At 35.5% G+C, this 17,669-nt stretch carries 10 protein-coding genes; 4 read left to right on the top strand and 6 right to left on the bottom strand.

Features of this window, described 5'->3' with window-relative positions:
- The first annotated feature begins 24 nt into the window (after nucleotides 1–24).
- From NHF50_RS11330 to NHF50_RS11320, 3 genes are all read left to right on the top strand, one after another.
- Nucleotides 25–2,037 (top strand): flotillin family protein, encoded by a 2,013-nt coding sequence (locus tag NHF50_RS11330; protein WP_109569768.1) that lies wholly within the window; start codon nucleotides 25–27, stop codon nucleotides 2,035–2,037.
- A gap of 90 nt (nucleotides 2,038–2,127) precedes the next feature.
- A complete protein-coding gene (locus tag NHF50_RS11325) occupies nucleotides 2,128–6,942 on the top strand; it encodes a DNA repair ATPase (protein WP_252776519.1) in 4,815 nt (1,604 codons plus the stop codon).
- 112 nt (nucleotides 6,943–7,054) lie between these two features.
- Entirely contained in the window at nucleotides 7,055–8,083 is a 1,029-nt protein-coding gene (locus NHF50_RS11320) for a PIN domain-containing protein (RefSeq protein WP_252776516.1), read from the top strand.
- A 160-nt stretch (nucleotides 8,084–8,243) separates the two neighbouring features.
- Here NHF50_RS11320 and NHF50_RS11315 read toward each other — a convergent pair whose 3' ends face one another.
- Nucleotides 8,244–9,641, bottom strand: a complete 1,398-nt coding sequence (locus tag NHF50_RS11315; protein WP_252776514.1) for an FAD-binding oxidoreductase — start codon at nucleotides 9,639–9,641, stop codon at nucleotides 8,244–8,246.
- A gap of 1 nt (nucleotide 9,642) precedes the next feature.
- Nucleotides 9,643–10,554 (bottom strand): AEC family transporter, encoded by a 912-nt coding sequence (locus NHF50_RS11310; protein ID WP_252776512.1) that lies wholly within the window; start codon nucleotides 10,552–10,554, stop codon nucleotides 9,643–9,645.
- A 175-nt stretch (nucleotides 10,555–10,729) separates the two neighbouring features.
- Here NHF50_RS11310 and meaB point away from each other — a divergent pair, with 175 nt between their 5' ends.
- Entirely contained in the window at nucleotides 10,730–11,815 is a 1,086-nt protein-coding gene (meaB, locus tag NHF50_RS11305) for a methylmalonyl Co-A mutase-associated GTPase MeaB (protein WP_252776510.1), read from the top strand.
- 9 nt (nucleotides 11,816–11,824) lie between these two features.
- Here the strand turns inward: meaB and NHF50_RS11300 are convergent, their stop codons facing one another.
- The 4 genes from NHF50_RS11300 to NHF50_RS11285 all read right to left on the bottom strand — a co-directional run bounded on the left by NHF50_RS11300 (nucleotide 11,825) and on the right by NHF50_RS11285 (nucleotide 17,515).
- Complete coding sequence (locus NHF50_RS11300) at nucleotides 11,825–12,583, bottom strand: CHAP domain-containing protein (RefSeq protein WP_109569764.1); 759 nt, start codon at nucleotides 12,581–12,583, stop codon at nucleotides 11,825–11,827.
- Between the two features lie 13 nt (nucleotides 12,584–12,596).
- Nucleotides 12,597–13,238, bottom strand: a complete 642-nt coding sequence (locus tag NHF50_RS11295; RefSeq protein WP_252776508.1) for a hypothetical protein — start codon at nucleotides 13,236–13,238, stop codon at nucleotides 12,597–12,599.
- Between the two features lie 36 nt (nucleotides 13,239–13,274).
- Nucleotides 13,275–15,407, bottom strand: a complete 2,133-nt coding sequence (locus tag NHF50_RS11290; RefSeq protein ID WP_252776506.1) for a hypothetical protein — start codon at nucleotides 15,405–15,407, stop codon at nucleotides 13,275–13,277.
- 74 nt (nucleotides 15,408–15,481) lie between these two features.
- The gene (locus tag NHF50_RS11285; RefSeq protein WP_252776504.1) at nucleotides 15,482–17,515 is read right to left on the bottom strand and encodes a hypothetical protein; all 2,034 of its coding nucleotides are present in this window, start codon (nucleotides 17,513–17,515) and stop codon (nucleotides 15,482–15,484) included.
- Between the last annotated feature and the right edge of the window lie 154 nt (nucleotides 17,516–17,669).

Below are 17,669 nucleotides of genomic sequence, written 5' to 3'. Positions count from 1 at the left end.
AACGTAATTATTCAAAATTAATTTATGAGTACATTTTACATTACTTTGGCTGTAATCATCATAGCCGGATTAGGACTGATCTTCTGGATTTTATCCATGTACAAAAAAACAGTTCAGGGAGTTGTAATCCTTAGAACAGGTTATGGCGGAACCAAAGTGTTTTTTAATGCAGGTATCGTAATTCCTGTGATCCACCGTCAGGAAAACATGGACATTTCCGTAAAAAAATTAGAGATTTCCAGAGAAGGTAAAGACGGACTTATTTGTAAAGACAACATGCGTGCCGACATTCAGGTAGCTTTTTTCGTTCGTGTCAATAAATCTGTTGATGACATTGTCAACGTAGCACAAACTATTGGCTGTCAAAGAGCATCTGATATTTCTACCTTAAGAGAGCTGTTTGAAGCTAAATTTTCAGAAGCTTTAAAAACAGTAGGTAAAAAATTTGAGTTCATTGAATTATATGAAGCACGAAGCGAATTCCGTCACGAAATCTTAAGCATCATCGGAACGGACCTGAACGGTTATGTGTTAGATGATTGTGCCATTGACTATTTAGAACAAACGTCATTAGCTCAGTTAAATAAAGACAATATCTTAGATGCGGAAGGGATCAAAAAAATCACCGAATTAACAGCTAATCAAAATATTAAAGCCAATCTGGTAAGACGTGAAGAAGAAAAAACCATCAAAAAACAAGATGTTGAAGCACGTGAAGCAATTTTAGAATTGGAAAAACAATTGGCTGAAAAAGAAGAATCACAAAAACGTGAAGTAGAGAATATTAAAGCACGTGAAAATGCTGAAATTTTAAAAGTAGCTGAAGAAGAGCGTTTAAAATATGAAAGCGTTCGCATTTCTACCGAAGAAAAACTTCAAATTGCAGAAGAAAACAAACAACGTCAAGTTGTCATTGCTGCCAAAAACAAAGAACGTGCCGATTTAGTAGAAACGGAAAGAGTGCAAAAGGACCGTTTGTTAGAAGCGACCGAAAAAGAACGCGTTGTGGCTCTTGCTGATATCGAAAAAGAAAAAGCAGTAGAGCTTGAAAAGAAAAATATTCAGGATGTGATTCGCGAGCGTTTAATGAAAGAAAAAACGGTGGTAGAAGAACAACAAGGAATTTTAGATGTAGAAGCCTTAAAAGCTGCTGAAAGAGACAAACAAGTTCAGATTATTGCTGCGAGTAAAGAAGCTGAAGAACGTTTAATTGTAGAAACCAAAGCTGCCGAAGCACGTAAATTAGCTGCTGAAAAAGACGCTCAAAAATATGTGATCGAAGCGCAAGCAAAACGCGATGCTGCCGAAAAAGAAGCAGAAGCAAGAAAAATCATTGCTGATGCACAAGCTAAAGAAGAAGCTACTCTTGGTTTATCTGAAGCACAGGTAATGCATGCTAAAGCTGAAGCACACGAGCGTCAAGGTATTGTAGAAGCAACTATTATTGAGAAAAAAGCCGATGCCAACAAAAAAGAAGGTTTAGCAGAAGCCGAAGTTATCAAAGAAAAAGCATTAGCAGAAGCTGCCGGAATTACCGAAAAAGCAGAAGCGATGAAAAAACTAAACGATGCCGGAAAAGATCACGAAGAGTTCCGTTTGAAATTAGCAAAAGAAAAAGAAGTAGAATTGGCACAAATCGCTATTCAAAAAGACATCGCCGAAGCACAAGCTGTTGTTCTTGGTGAAGCTTTCAAAACCGCTAATATCGACATCGTAGGTGGTGAAAGTACTTTCTTTGACAATGTAGTTCGCCAAATCTCTGCCGGTAAAGGAATTGATAAATTTATTCAGCACAGCGAAAATGCGCAATTGGTAAAAGAAGCTTTATTAAGCAATGATGAAGAAGGAAATTTGGTTGGTAAAGTGATGCAATTAGTAGACAAATACAAAGTTTCATCTGAAGACATCAAGAACCTAAGCATAGCTTCTTTGATTTTTAAACTAAAAGGTGTTGCAAACGATAACGAACAAAGTGTTTTAGCCAAAGCTTTAGACATGGCAAGACACTTAGGGATCGACAATAAGCCGTTAAAATAAATCTTTATTTCTTTAAGTTCAGTGCCAATTGCTTCATTCTTTGGAGCAGTTGGCTTTTTATCCTATTTCTCTATTTTCTTCATATAACAAATGAGTAGCGAATCTATGCAAAACGGAACATACGAAATCATTCAAAAACGATTGAATGAACAAAAAAACGAACTATCCAAACGTATTTTTCAACTCGATGAAGAACGCAAAAAGATTTTCGGAGGCGTTGAATACAATTTAATTGCTAACGAACGTCTTTCTACAGAACAAAGTTGCAAAATCCGCGATATCATTTCGCTTGGAACTACTTGTTTGGTAGGACATCAAACACATCTAGGGCTAAAAACAGAGATCGCTTTGGAAGATGTGTTTTCCATGTACACGTTTACCAACAATCATTTTGAACCGCAGCCGCTTACCTGGTTGCAGGATCAAACCTTTATTGAGGAATTCAAAAATTTATACAAATATTATCGAAATACCACTTTCGTAAAGTTTTTTATTGCCAATAACTTTTTGTATTTCGTTTTCCAACTGTCATCAAGTCCTTCTGATATTAAGGCTTTTAAATGGTTGATTAAAGACGAAACACTTGTTTTTGTAGATGCAAGAAGTGCCGCAGAAGTAAAGTTTCCTAATCAGCACGAATTTCAGTGGACCAAAGCAACACGCGACATGCAACGTACGGGTGTGCATCCGCATGTTTCCTTAGCTGATAAAGTTTTTGTGGAAGCCATCGGTGGCGATATTACGGTAAAAGTCGAAGACAATACACAAACCGGAAAAGGAATTTACAGCGAAGATGTTATTCATAAAGACCAAACGTTGGACGATGCTGAAATTCACTTTTTCGACTATCACAATCTGTTGGTTTTTAAAATCAAACCGTATTTAGAAAACGAACGATATTTTATTTACAATCATAAGGAAAAGAAAGTTGCCCGAATTGATTCTTTGGAATATTCCGGTGTTTTGTTGCCCGAAAACCAGGGGTTGATCTTTCCCAATGGTTATGCCTTGCAAACTGGTGAAATTAAAGTGTTGGAATCCGAAAATCGTCCGGTGTATTTCTACAAGAAAATATCCGGAATTAACGGCGAAAACTTCCTTTACGTTTTTTACGATCAGGAACAACACGAATATTTGCTGATCCCTTACAACATCATCAAACAAGCTATTGAAACGCCTATTCAATGCAGCGGTTTTACGCTTTTTGAAGACGGAAAAATGTGCTATTTCAGAGGAAATGAAGATACCAAACATCATTTGGTACAAATTTGGCAAACGCCTTTTACTAAAGATGTTGTTGTAAACGAACAAAACAAAGACAATATTCTCTACAAAGTCGGGAATAAAGACTTGGTACGTTTAATGGCGGAATGTCAGGAATTGCAAGTGTTTTTGAGCAAAAAAGACACGTATAATGGTTTGTATAACGAAATTGTGAAACAAACCACAACTATTTTAGATAGCTATTATTTCTTGCAAGACAAAGGCGTTTTCAGTATCAACGAACCGCTTTTAGAAATCCGAAATATTGCACATACTGCCATTAATGAATTTGAAAAAGTTCAGGAAATCAAGAAGAAAACGGCAGTTGCTTTAGACGAAATTCATCAAAAATTTCAAAATAAAACTAGCGAATTAAACTATCAGTCATACACTAATTTACAGCAATATATTGTTTCATTGGCTGAAATTCGTTCGTTGCGAGGCGAAATGATTTCGGCTAAAGATTTGCAATATGCCGATGTCAAACAAATTGAAGTTTGGGAAACCGAATTGGGAACTTTGGCAGATGAATTGGCAACCAATTGTGTTTCGTTTTTATTGGAACCACAAGCTTTGGCACCTTATCAGGAAACCATTGATGGCTTGTCGGCTGAAATTACCCATTTATCCAAAACAATTCAAGGAAAAGAAATTGAGAAGAATTTAGATAATTTGGCTAACCAATTAGAACTTTTGGTAGACATTGTCAACAATTTAAAGATTGAAGACGCGTCGCATTCAACCCAAATTATCGAAAATATTTCGGTTTTATTCTCGTTGATTAATCAAGAACGAATTGCGTTAAATAATAAGAAAAGAGAGCTTTCCGGTAAAGAATTGGCAGCCGATTTTAAAGCGCAAGTCACGTTGTTTGATCAAACGGCGATTAATTTCTACGAATTGGCAAACACACCCGATAAATGTCAGGATTTCTTAAACAAATTGGCGATTCAGTTGGAAGAAATGGAAGCCAAATATGTAGATTTTGACGAATTTATTCAGATTATTGGCGAAAAAAGAGAAGAAATCTACCAACAGTTTCAAACCAAAGGCGTTCAGTTAACCGAAGCCAGAAACAAGCGTACGACCAATTTATTTCAATCGGCGGAACGTATTTTGAAAGGTTTGGCTAATAAAGTAGCTTCGTTTGCAACCGAAATTGAGATCAACGGTTATTTTGCATCCGATTTGATGATTGAAAAAGTTAGGGATATTGCCCAACAATTGCATGATCTGAACGATGCCAATAAATCGGAAGAATTGTTGACTCAGTTAAAAACGGCTCAGCAAGAAGCGATTCGCAAACTGAAAGATCGAAATGAAATTTATGAAGACGGCGAAAATATTATTGCTTTAGGAAATTACAAATTTGCGGTAAACAAGCAAAAACTCGATTTAACTTTGGTGACCAAAAACAATCAGTATTTCTATCATTTAACGGGAACTAATTTTTATCAGCCTATTGAATATCAAGAAATTGATTCGTTTAAAGACGTTTGGAATCAGGAGTTTGTTACCGAAAATCAATCGGTAAAAAAAATCGAATATATTGCATGGAACGTGTTTTTGAAAAATCCGGATATCGGAACGGAAAAAACAAATCGTGCTGCTATTGAAGAATTTTTCGCGAATCATTTTGGCGAAGGTTTGGTAAAAGGTGTTCATGATGAAGATGCTTTGCAAATTGTGACTAAATTACAGCAATTGAACAATCAATTAGGTTTGTTGCGCTATTCGCCATCTGAGAGAGCTTTGGCTCAATTGTTTTGGTTCTTTTTGGAAGAAAGTGAAAAATCGTATTACGAAAAGCAATTCCAAGCCATTGAATTATTGAAACAAACGTTCAAAAACACCGAGCAATTCAAATATTTGAACAAACAACTTTCGGAGAAAATTGAACTTTTCAAAACACAATTTGATCATTTTGGAACCATTTCGTCTTACAAAGCGGCTTCTTATCTTAAAAAAGAAAATAGAAACGCTTTTACGGTGAACGATGAAGCCAATACGCATTATCAAAGTTTCGTGAAAAATCTAAAAGAACAAGGTAAAGATCTGGCTTTTTTCCAACGAATTGAAGATTTGTATCCGTTTCCTTCCGCGTGTTTTGATATTGTGTTCAATGCTGTAAAAACCTATTTATTAGAGCAAGATATTACCACAACAGAAGGAACTTTAGACGAAATAGCTGTGTTTTTATTGGTGCATGATTTGAAATCAAATCAAGTAGTGAAAACCAATGCTTCTGAAGAATTGAATGCGTTTAAAACGTTGCAAAAAGAAGAAGTTTACACCTTAAATTTTCATCAATTCAGTCAAAAACTGGAATATTACATTGAAAAAATTCAACCGAAGTTTTTGGAATTCCAACAGTTGAAAAAACATTGGGTTGCCGACAAAAGAAAACAGTTCAAATTGGAAACGTTCAGTACGCAGGTGTTGACTTCTTTCATCAGAAATAAATTGATTAACGAAGTCTATTTTCCTTTAATTGGAGCCAATTTAGCAAAACAAATCGGTGCGACCGGAGAAACAAAACGAACAGACCGAATGGGAATGTTGTTGTTGGTTTCGCCTCCAGGTTATGGAAAAACAACTTTGATGGAATATTTAGCCGACCGAATGGGATTGGTTTTTATGAAGATCAACGGACCTTCTTTGGGACACGAGATCACATCAACCGATCCGAGTGAAGCGAAAAATGCGGGAGCCAAACAAGAATTGGAAAAACTGAACTTAGCTTTTGAAATGGGCGACAATGTGATGTTGTATTTAGATGATATTCAGCATTGTAATCCTGAATTTTTGCAAAAGTTTATTTCTTTAGCCGACGGACAACGAAAAATTGAAGGTGTTTTTAACGGCGAAGCCAAAACTTACGATTTGCGTTCCAAACGTTTTTGTTTGGTTATGGCCGGCAATCCGTATACCGAAAGTGGTGAGAAATTTCAAATTCCGGATATGTTAGCCAACCGTGCTGATACGTATAATTTAGGCGAAATATCTGGCGTAAATGCTGAATTGTTTGATTTGAGTTTGATTGAAAACTCCATTTTGTCTAATTCGTTTATGACACGTTTGACGCAAGCGGGAATGAAAAATCTTTACGAAGTATACGATGGCATTGTTCATAACAATCCAAATGTTGCTGTTGACGGAAATTTTACGACTCAGGAAATTGAAGATTTCAAAAACGTTTTGGAAAAAATCATTCAAGTACGCAATACGGTAATTCGGGTAAATGAAATGTACATTCAATCGGCAGCAATGGCAGATGAATATCGTTCAGAACCGATTTTTAAATTACAAGGTTCGTATCGTGATATGAATAAATTAGTTGCCAAAATTGAACCGATTCACACCGATAAAGAAGTAGAACAAATTGTTTTATCGCATTATAAAAACGAATCGCAAACCTTAACCACAGGTGCAGAAGCCAATCTTTTGAAATTGAAAGAAATCATGCAAATTCAAAGTGAAGCTGAAAAAGCACGTTGGGAAGAAATCAAAACGATCTTCAAGAAAAACAATCGTTTGAAAAGTTTTGGAGGTAACGACAAAATGAATCAGGTTGTGGCTTTACTGGAAGATTTTGCAGAAGGTTTGAATGGCATTAAAAATGTATTGTCAGATAAAAAGTAGAATATTTGTTATTTTGAGTTCATTTTAAGGTGAAACCAGATATTCAATTCATTAATAACAGTATTAAAAACTGCCTTTTCAAAAATAGATTAACTAAAAAACACTGTACACTATGATAGTTAAATTAATAATCGATACTTGTGTTTGGCTAGATATCGCTAAAACTTCCAAAGGTGAAGAAATATTAAATTTACTTTCTGAATTTATTGAAAGAGAGGAAGTAAAAATTGTCCTTCCTGAAATAGTTATTTCTGAATTTGATAGAAATAAAGAACGAATAATAGCTGATGCTGGAAAAAGTCTATCAAGTCATTTCAAAAAAGTGAAAGAAATGGTTGCTGAACACGCAGATCAAGAATCAAAACAGATAATACTCTCACAACTAAATGATATTGACAAAAAAATTCCAACTTTAGGAGAGAATGCTTTTCAAGCAATACTCACTATTGAAGATATCATGAGTAAAGCAGAAATAATAAATATTTCAGATGAAATCAAATTGAGAGCTACTCAAAGGGCTATTGACAAAAAAGCTCCCTTTCATTTATCCAAAAACAGTATTGGGGATTCCATAATAATTGAATCTTATAATTATTATAAGGTTCAAAATATTGCTCAAGAGTTCAATCTTATGTTCATTACTCATAATGTAAATGATTTTAGTTTAAAGAACGGAAATCAAAAAATGCCCCATGAAGACTTGGCAGATATATTTGATTCATCAAAGTCTCAATACTTTATAAATCTTCCTGAAGCATTAAATTCTGTGAATCCAGAGCTAATAGAAGAAATTGAATACGAAAATGATTGGGATTTCGAATTCAGAAGTTTTTCACAAATTTTAGAAATGGAAAGAGAACTTGAACAAAAAATTTGGTATAACAGGCATAAAAACAGAGAATATTTGATTGAAACAGGAAAAATAAAACTAATTAATAGAGAAGAATTTGACATCAAAAAATCTCAAAGAGCAATAATTAAAGATATATGGGAAGGAGCACTTAAATCGGCTAAAAAAGTTGAAGAAATTTATGGTGAAGAAAATTTATCGTTCAATGACTTTGAATGGGGTATGATTAATGGTAAACTTTCTGCTTTACGCTGGGTAATTGGAGATGATTGGGATAATTTAGACACTTAAAAATACATCTGCTAACATCGGTAACAAGTAATGTAAACTTCTGACTTTTTGGATAAAATTATGCAGATCACATTATATTTGTTTATGCTCAGTCTTGCAACTCCATTACTTTTTTAGCAGAGTCCCAATGTAAAATCAAATTTTTATACAGCTTTTTTATCTAATTCGGTAAAATTTTTCCGGGATTCATAATGTTATTTGGATCAAAAAGTTGCTTGATTCCTTTCATTAAATTCAAACTCGTTTCGTTGAAAATGATTGGCATAAAATCTTTTTGCACGTAACCAATGCCGTGCTCACCCGATAATGTTCCGTTTAAAGATTTAGTCAATTCAAAAATCTCAACAATTCCTTTTCTGACTTCCGTTTGCCATTGCTCATCCGTTAAATTTCCTTTGATGATGTTCACGTGTAAATTTCCGTCGCCGGCATGTCCGTAGCAAACCGATTGAAATCCATATTTTTTTCCGGCTTCTTTGATTCCTTTTAGCAACGTTGGCAATTCATAGCGCGGCACAACCGTATCTTCTTCTTTATAAACGGAATTAGCTTTAACGGCTTCGGCAACGCCACGACGCATTCTCCATAAAGCATTTTTTTGATCTTCGGTGTCGGCAAACAGCACTTCGTCCACTTCAAATTGTTCCACAACACTTAAAATCTTTTCGGCTTCCTGCATTAAAACGTCTGGATAGTTTCCGTCGACTTCAATAAGCAAATGCGCTTGATGTTCGGGTTTTACCGTTACGTTGATGTTGTCGATATATTTCACCGACCAGTCTATGGCGTCTCGCTCCATGAATTCTAAAGCACTTGGTACAATTCCTGCTCTAAAAATAGTTGAAACGGCTTCACAAGCTTGCTCGGCCTTGAAAAACGGAACCAACATCAAGATATTGAATTGGTTTTGTGGTAATAATTTCAAGACAATTTTGGTCACAATTCCCAAAGTTCCTTCGCTTCCTACCATCAATTGTGTTAAGTTATATCCTGTTGAGTTTTTTAACGTATTGGCGCCCGTCCAAATGATTTCGCCATTAGGTAAAACTACTTCTAAATTTAAGACATAATCTTTGGTTACACCATATTTTACGGCTCGGGCACCACCGGAATTTTCGGCAATATTTCCGCCAATAAAACAACTTCCCATGCTACTAGGATCAACCGGATAAAACAAACCTTTTTCGGCAACTGTATCGCGTAAAACCTGAGTAATAACAGCTGGTTCGGTAATAACCTGAAGATTTTTTTCGTCTATAGCTACAATACTATTTAATCGTTCTGTAGAAAGTGCAATACCGCCGTGAATACTCAACGCACCACCGCTTAAACCGGTTCTTCCGCCAATGGGAATTACCGGAATTTTATATTGGTTTGCCAATTGTACCACTGCCGAAATTTGCGCAGTATTTTCCGGTTTTACCACAACATGCGGTGGAAAATTATAATCTTCCGTTTCATCGTGGCCGTAATTTTTTCGGGTTTCAAGATCTGTAAAAATGAAATTTTCACCAACGATTTCGGTTAATTCATTGATATGTTGAGCTGTTAATTCCATATTAAAATTGGAGTAAAATAAAATACCATAGTGCTAAGGTAACAAAAGAAAGTGGAATTCCGACGCCCACCATCATGTTACTTAATTTGGGTTTTAAACCGTAACTGGAAGCTAAAATTGCTCCGGTAATCATTGGTGCCATTGCTGCTTCGATAATGGAAACATCAATAGGTAAACCATCGGCTCCTAAAACTAATTTGTAGAGTACAAAAAAGAACAAAGGCGTTATGATTAATTTAAAAAGTAGACCAACTCCTAAAAATGGCCAATGCAAACTTCTGCGTTCAAATTTTAACTGAAATCCAACTGCTACTAATGCAACAGGTGAAACTGTTGCGCCTACGCGTTGAAAAACGCTTTGTAAATCCATTGGAAAATCTACTTTAAAAAGATTCAGCATTAAACCTAAAAAAAAGGCTAGAAAAGGTGGGAATTTTAAAATTTTAGTCAAAAGTGTTTTAGCACTTGGCGTTTCTTTTGAAAAACTTGTAGCAACAATAATTCCTAAAGTTGACATTACTACGAAAGAACCGGGTTGGTCTACAATAATAGCCGTTTCAATTCCTTCTTTGCCGTATAAAGCTTCAATTACCGGAAAACCGACAAAGGATGTGTTACCCAAACCGCCTACTACAATTAGACATCCGATTAATTTTTTGGACCAACCTAATAATTTTCCTAATCCGTAAAAAAAGATAAAAGATAATCCGAAACCCAACCAAGCTATCCCTAAAGGATATAACAAAGATGCATTAAGTTCTATCTTCGGAATGTAATATAAGGCTATAGCCGGAATTGAGATATAAATCACAAATTGGTTAAGTACTTGATGTGCATTTTTAGGGAAGGCGGGAACTTTTTGAAAAAGAACACCTAATAACAGGCATCCAAAAAGTAAAATAATATTATCCATTCTGTTTTATTGGGCGTTAGTCTAACAAAGTTACAGGAAAGTCTTGGCTAAGAATAAGATTCTTTCACAAAAAGTTAAAAAATTCATTAATGTTGAGTATTCCCCAAAAGCGATATATTATTGCCCGTTGTTTTATGTTGCACTTTTCAGTAATTTTACACAAAAACGTATTCAAGTGGCAAAGCACAGCAAAACTCCAACAGCTCTTTACGAGAAAGATGGCGTAAAACAACCCGATTCGGTTAGCCAATCGGTTGCGCAGAACGTAAAGCAATTCAGAAGGAAACAACCTTCTGCCAAAGAATTAGTGGAAGGGATTTTGAAAGGCGATAAAATAGCATTGAGTCGTGCGATAACGTTAATTGAAAGCACCAATACGGAACATTTGGACAAAGCAAACGAAGTGATTCAAGGATGTTTACCTCATGCTAACAAATCGGTTCGAATAGGAATTACAGGAGTTCCGGGTGTGGGAAAAAGTACGTTTATTGAAGCTTTCGGGAAATATTTGACTGCTATTGGTAAAAAAGTAGCCGTTTTAGCGGTTGATCCAAGTTCGTCAATTAGTCACGGAAGTATTTTGGGTGATAAAACCCGAATGGAAGAATTGGTCAAAGACAAAAATGCGTATATCCGTCCGAGTGCTTCCGGTGATAGTTTAGGCGGTGTAGCCCGAAAAACCAGAGAAACCATCATTTTATGTGAAGCTTGTGGTTTTGATACCATTATTATCGAAACTGTTGGTGTGGGTCAAAGTGAAACTGCAGTTCACAGTATGGTTGATTTTTTCTTATTGTTAAAAATTGCCGGTGCAGGCGACGAATTGCAAGGCATTAAACGCGGTATTATGGAAATGGCAGATACGATTGTCATCAACAAAGCCGATGGTGATAATATTGCGAAAGCAAAGTTAGCTAAAACCGAATTTAACCGAGCGTTACATTTATTTCCAGCTAAAAATAGCGGTTGGACACCAAAAGTAACAACTTGTAGTGCTTACGAAAAAACAGGAATTGACCAAGTTTGGCAAATTATCGCAGAATATTTTGAACTAACGAAAGAAAATCAGTATTTCGAACACAAAAGGCAAGAACAAAATCAATACTGGATGCTGGAAACCATAAACGAACAATTAAAAAATCGCTTTTACAATCATCCAGAAATCAAAATTTTATTAGAACAAAACAAAAAAGCGGTGCAAAACAATGAAATTTCACCTTTTGCCGCCGCTCAGATCTTACTGGAAAAGTATTTTAAATAAGCTGTTCTTTTAAGCAGAACAAGTAATAAACCCTTTGTTCACAGAATTAATCTTTCTTGAACTCAGTCTGAAAACGCCTATTCCTTCTCTGGAATTTGTATTGTTTGTATTTCCCTCGATCGTTGTGATATAGCCGCCTTGAACCGATTCAACTATTCCTGTGTGGCCAAGTCCGCTACCATAAGATATTATAAAAACAGCCCCCGGAACTATTAATTCAGGATCGTTTACAGCGTCTTTTGCAGTAATCTTGGGCTGAATCGTTTTATCCCACTGATACAAACAACCTCCTGTCTTTACTAATGGATTCGTTTGCCCTAATTCTTTAGCTGCTTCATCAAAGCACCAATACACAAAGCTCATGCACCAAGCATATCCTCCTGACAAGCCTACTGATCCTAAATATTCATCCACCATCGGTCCTCTATTACTCCCTAATGGATCTTCCAGTTCTCCTATCTGAGTCCGAGCTATTTCTATTACTTTTTGTAGAAAAACATCATCTGTTGTAGTTACGACAGGAATTGATTCTTCTCCAAATAAAAATTTCCATGTAATCGGTCCTACTTTACCGTCTGCAATAAGTGGAAATCCGTTTTCATCTAATGTTCTGCTCTGGTATAATTTCACTGCATTGTGTGTTTTATAACCAAAATCTCCATCTACTACCAGATTGGCAATCCCTAACTCATTTATTCTCTCCTGAATGGCTTTAACGATAGTTTTATCGCTCTCTCCTTTTTTTATAATTCTTCCTGGATAATTCATTGTTTTTGTTTTTTTAGTATTGTTGTAAAATTTCCGGATACGATTTTGAATTTTTCTTATTCAATTCTATCTTTCCGACAGATTCAAAAATTAGCGGAAGAGTACGGAACAGATTTCTTTTTTCCTGATCCGACTTACTAAAAGCTTCAAAACCGAAGGTATAAATGCTCTTTTCTTTCAGTTTAAAACGGGTAAGCTCAATACCGCAACCTTCATCAACAAACGTAGTTGCACTAACTAATTTTCTGGTATTCAAGTCGTATTTCAAGATCAAGCGATCTTTTGCTACCGGAATCCACCCGGTTGTGGCATTTCCTGAATTTAGAATTTCTACAATTAAAGGGGCATCAACTAACTTAATACTATACTTTATCCAAGTATTCAATTGTCCTTCAATATGCTCGTTGAATTTAAACGTTTTGTTTTCCTCTATTTGTTTTTTGATCTCCACATGAGAAACCAGTCCTTCTTTCATTTCTCTGGGATCTCTTATCTTTATCCCTAACGAATCGATATCAGGCAAGCTCAGATAATAATCGTATCGAGGGTAATTATCTTCCAGCCCAAACTGTTGGTCATAAGTTGCAAACCAATGCTCTATCTGTTTTTCCTGGCCTTTGTTCAGGAGCCAACGAACCTCTGCACTCTTTAACATTTTTCTTTAGCTTTATAATTTTTTAATGTATTCGGTTCAAGACATCAATCCGGGAATCCTTAGAGTTGCCGATTCACTATAATTCAAACTCTTCGTTGTTATCTTTATCAAATTATAGTTTTCATCAAAATATTTTATAGAATAATTGATGTTTTGACTGTTCTGCTTTCCGGGAATAATAAAACTAAAATTGAAAGCTCTTTTTAGCGGATCTTTGAGATCTTCTTTCAACGTTTCGAAATTGAAAAGACTTTGCGAATTGACAACCTCAACATCGAGTTGAATGCGTTCAACTTCTTTCGGTTGGGAATCAATAAGTACTGAAATATATCTTCTTAAATCAGAGTCTTGTGAAACCTGTGTAGCGATTTCTTTCTGTATATCTTCTACGATTTCGTATTTCAATTCAATGCTATTCAATGTTCTGTTATCCAATAGTGTATTTATGGCATCATACGTGATCTCTTTTGATTCACTGGATTTCAATACCGGAAACGTCTGAAAAAAAGTTTGATTAAAAAAGACTTCCTTACTTTCGTCCCTAACGACCATATCACTCAAAATACAATCAGATAATGAAAAATTCTCTAATGTAATTGTCTTCTTGTCATTGTCTAACGATGCTTCTATTGCATTGCCGATCGTTTTATTGATATTTGTATCAATAATACTGGAGTCTTTGATCTCTTTATAAATGAAGTTCAGATTAGCATATTGAGAAATTCCGTTTTGCAAAGCGTTGAAAAGAAGATTGGAATCCCTAAGCGATTCTGTTTCGTAATTAAGTTGGTAATACTTCCCGTCCTTAACTACCATGGCATTCTGTAAAAGGTTATTCCCTGTAATCTCGATCTCTGCATCCGGCAAATCGTTAGGAAAAAGGAATCGGATATCGCTTTCGTCATCCAGAAAACGGTTCCTTTTGAGCTCTAATTCCAGTTTAGCACTATCAAATCCTGAGAAATCCGGTCCGATTGCAAAATCAAATACTACTTTAGACAACTCTTCTTGTGAGCTTTCAACATTTGCGAAAAAAGAAATTTCAACGCAAGGGCTAAAATCGTCTGAAGTTCTTGCTATAAAATACTTTTTAGGAACAATTAGGAACGTATTGGGTTGAAGTGTTGATTTATAGATCGTCAGAGTATCAAAAGGAAATGCTGTCATGTAAATTTGCTGAAACTCTGAAAACACATTATTTAGCCTAAACGGATTAGCTTCGACCTTTTCATTGTTTAATGTTTTAAACAAGCCGCTTGACAGATTAAAATTTAAAGTCTGATTGTGTTTGTAGATGTATGTAGACTTAACAATTGTTTCCGTTTCTTTGGGTAAAGACATTTTTACCTTTTTATCCGCAACTTTTACATTAGCTGCTTTTGCTCTTATAACATTGCTTTTTCTGAAGTTCAAGGTACTCACTTTTAACTTCCCCTGCGCATTTGCTTTTTTTATGATGTCTTTAGACAAATCTTTACGCAAAGCCGTTATCGGGCTTAATGAAATAATCGGGCGGAACTTTACTTCTGTATATCCTTTGAACTCGAAATAAAGATCAATACTACACTGTAAATCTTCTATCTGAGTAATCAGATTGGTAAAGGCTATTTTTACCGCTTCATCTTTCAGGTTAAATTCGATATAATTGCTATCGTGATGAATTATTCCATTGATCAGTGTTGTTTCATCGTCAGAAATTTTTAATTGCAGTGTAGCCTGACTCAATGACAGATCAATGTTTTGTTGCAATCGTGACCTGCTTTTTGAAAGTTTGTATCCGACTAAAACTTTACCCATGTAGCCTTTTATATTTCCATCTGCATCGAATACATTTTCATAATAAAAGAGGGTTTGTTTATAAGGTGTTATCTGAATTTGAGGAAATCCCATTTGTACTCTATTATCCTCATGGGCTTTAAATTTAGATCCCTCATTAAACTGTTCTACATTTTCTATAAAAGGTGTGTATTCTTTTTTGGTTTTGAACAACGGGATTATTCCTTTTTTCATCTCGATCGATTGCACCACCGGATGGGCAACTACTACCGATCTTTTTCCGATCACATTTTTTCCTAATACGGTAACGGGAGCTGCCGGTTCCAGATTGAATCTGTTTACGGGCACTAACTTTTCTCCTTTTACTTTGTATACTTTTTGAGTGTCTGGCATGTTTCTATAGTTTAAATGTTACCTTTTGAAGGAAAAAGGAGAATGAAATATTCTCCCTTTTCTTTTCAAAATACTCAACTTGAGAACTCATCTCTTATTTTTTGGATATCCTTGTTCTTAGCTTCTGTGTCAGTTGGTATTTCAAATAACACATCTCCTTCTAAATAATCCAACTCCATATAAGGTGTGGTGATAGTTACTTTTTTGCTCTTATTACCGATCTTTCCTTTACAGGTATATTTGATTTTATATTTGGTATTTTTAATAGCATACCCTGATTCATACCATACACGATAAGGAATAAGATCTTCATAATTCTCTGAAGTGAATTTAAACTTCTTACTCGACATTTTATCTGCTTTGAAAGTCACTTCCAACGTATCACATTCGTACAATTCTTCTGTTGATAAGGTGTAATTAATCATGTTCTCAATAGGTAGCGGAATGAACAATTTGGTCCCTTCAAATTCAAACTCGTACTCTTTGTCCTTGATCTTTACACGTTTGTCCTTTTCATACATAATATTTTCACGAACCTTTACTTTACTTCCGTTTGCCCCCTCATTTTTAACAAAGTCGAAAACAAAAGCATTTTTATCCATTGATCTGTCGTTCCACGTAGCCGGCAAAACGGCATCGATCTCTTTACCGGATCTGGATGTAGTTTTTACATAAGGTGTTCCGCCCGGCGCTAACATCCTTCCGGAACTTTTCCATACGATGCTTCCGTTAGAATCAGGATAACCTACTTCAATAGATACCTGACTAACCGGACTGTCATTCACAATATCGCCGTCTTTATCCGTTTTGATCAAACCTCCGTTCAAAGAAGCGATCACCTGAACTTTTCTCCAGTCTTCGTCTAAACGTACTTCAGTAATGTATTTTGCCAGATCTTTTTTAGCTGCTTCTCCTGATTTTGTAGTTAACGGAGTTAAATTAGCATCTATCTTTGAATTCATTACTTCAATTGCAGAGAACTTAATTTCATCTGTAAATTTAACTTTACGGATCTGTTTCCCTGATTTAATGCTTACCCCAACTCCTACATCACCTCTTAAGAAACGGAAAAAACCTCCTTTTACTTTAGGATCATTGGCTGGTGTAAATTGTTTTTCCGGCTTGTCAAAAATCTCTTTCTGAACCAATTGGAATGCAAAATCACGTTGTTTTGACAATAATTCCTGCTCAAATTTCTCTCTCTCCTCATTTGTGAATTGAGTATCGGTAATTACCTCTGAGATAATTCCTCCGCTAGTTACAATCTTTTCGTATTCTCGTTCCCAACTTAAGCTTACAAACGAAACTTCTGCTTTTACTTTTGAAGAGAAATAACTGTGGACTTTTTGTACATCAATAGTCGTTTTAATTGTGGTAGTCGGTAAATAAGCTTTATACTTGATGTTATTCACAACCTGTAAATTGTTAGTACCGTTCTCTAATGCACTTTTAACTAAGGAAGCACTGTTACGTCCCATTAAGACAGAAAAAGAATTTTCACCGAGGCCGAAAGTAGTTCCGGCACCGTCTCCCTGTACATTGAAAGCCCATGGGTTTACTCCACCGAACGGATTTTCTTTAGACTCTTCTCCTACAACACGCAGAGAGATATTATTTTCTACCAATTGTATCGGGCGAACATTTGTTTCGTTAAAATCTCTGTCTACTCCTTTTAAAAATGAGAACAGTCCGAATAATTTTCCCTGTCTGTTGTTGTTATACTGCGTATGCAATCTGTCTTTTAGTTTATCGATTGCTTTCTTCAACAAATCTTCCGGTACATCAATTGTAGACGTTAAGGTTGTATAGGCTCCTGCTTCTTCTTCTAAGCCTTCAGCTCCGATCACTGTTGCAGAATCTCCTTCTGATTTAAAGACCTGCATTGAAAATTTATACTTTCCGTCTTTTCCCGGTTCTTTAGCTAATCTTGGATATTTCGGATAATAATAAAACTGCATCGGCTCATTTCCTTCCCGAAGTTCAATATTATTCGGATCCGGTGAAAAAACAACTGAAAAATCAGCTCCGTCTTCTTTTTCTAATAAAATTTCTACTGTCCCAGCTCCTGCATGTGGGTAGCCTAGAGGCTGTGGTTTTAATGTTGGCATTTTTTAGTCTTTAAAATATTATGCTTACTCTTTTTTACAGTTTTCAGCGTCCCTGTTATTCGATCGACAGGACAAAATTGGTATTTTAAAAAAAGGTAATTATCAGTACTTTACCTGATTTTAATTAGAAATAGACTATAGAAAAAAGGGTGTT

Source organism: Flavobacterium sp. NRK F10, from assembly GCF_024054235.1.
GTDB classification, from domain to species: domain Bacteria; phylum Bacteroidota; class Bacteroidia; order Flavobacteriales; family Flavobacteriaceae; genus Flavobacterium; species Flavobacterium sediminis.
Note: the sequence above shows the minus strand (reverse complement) of the source record. Positions and strands in the feature narration are given on the sequence as shown.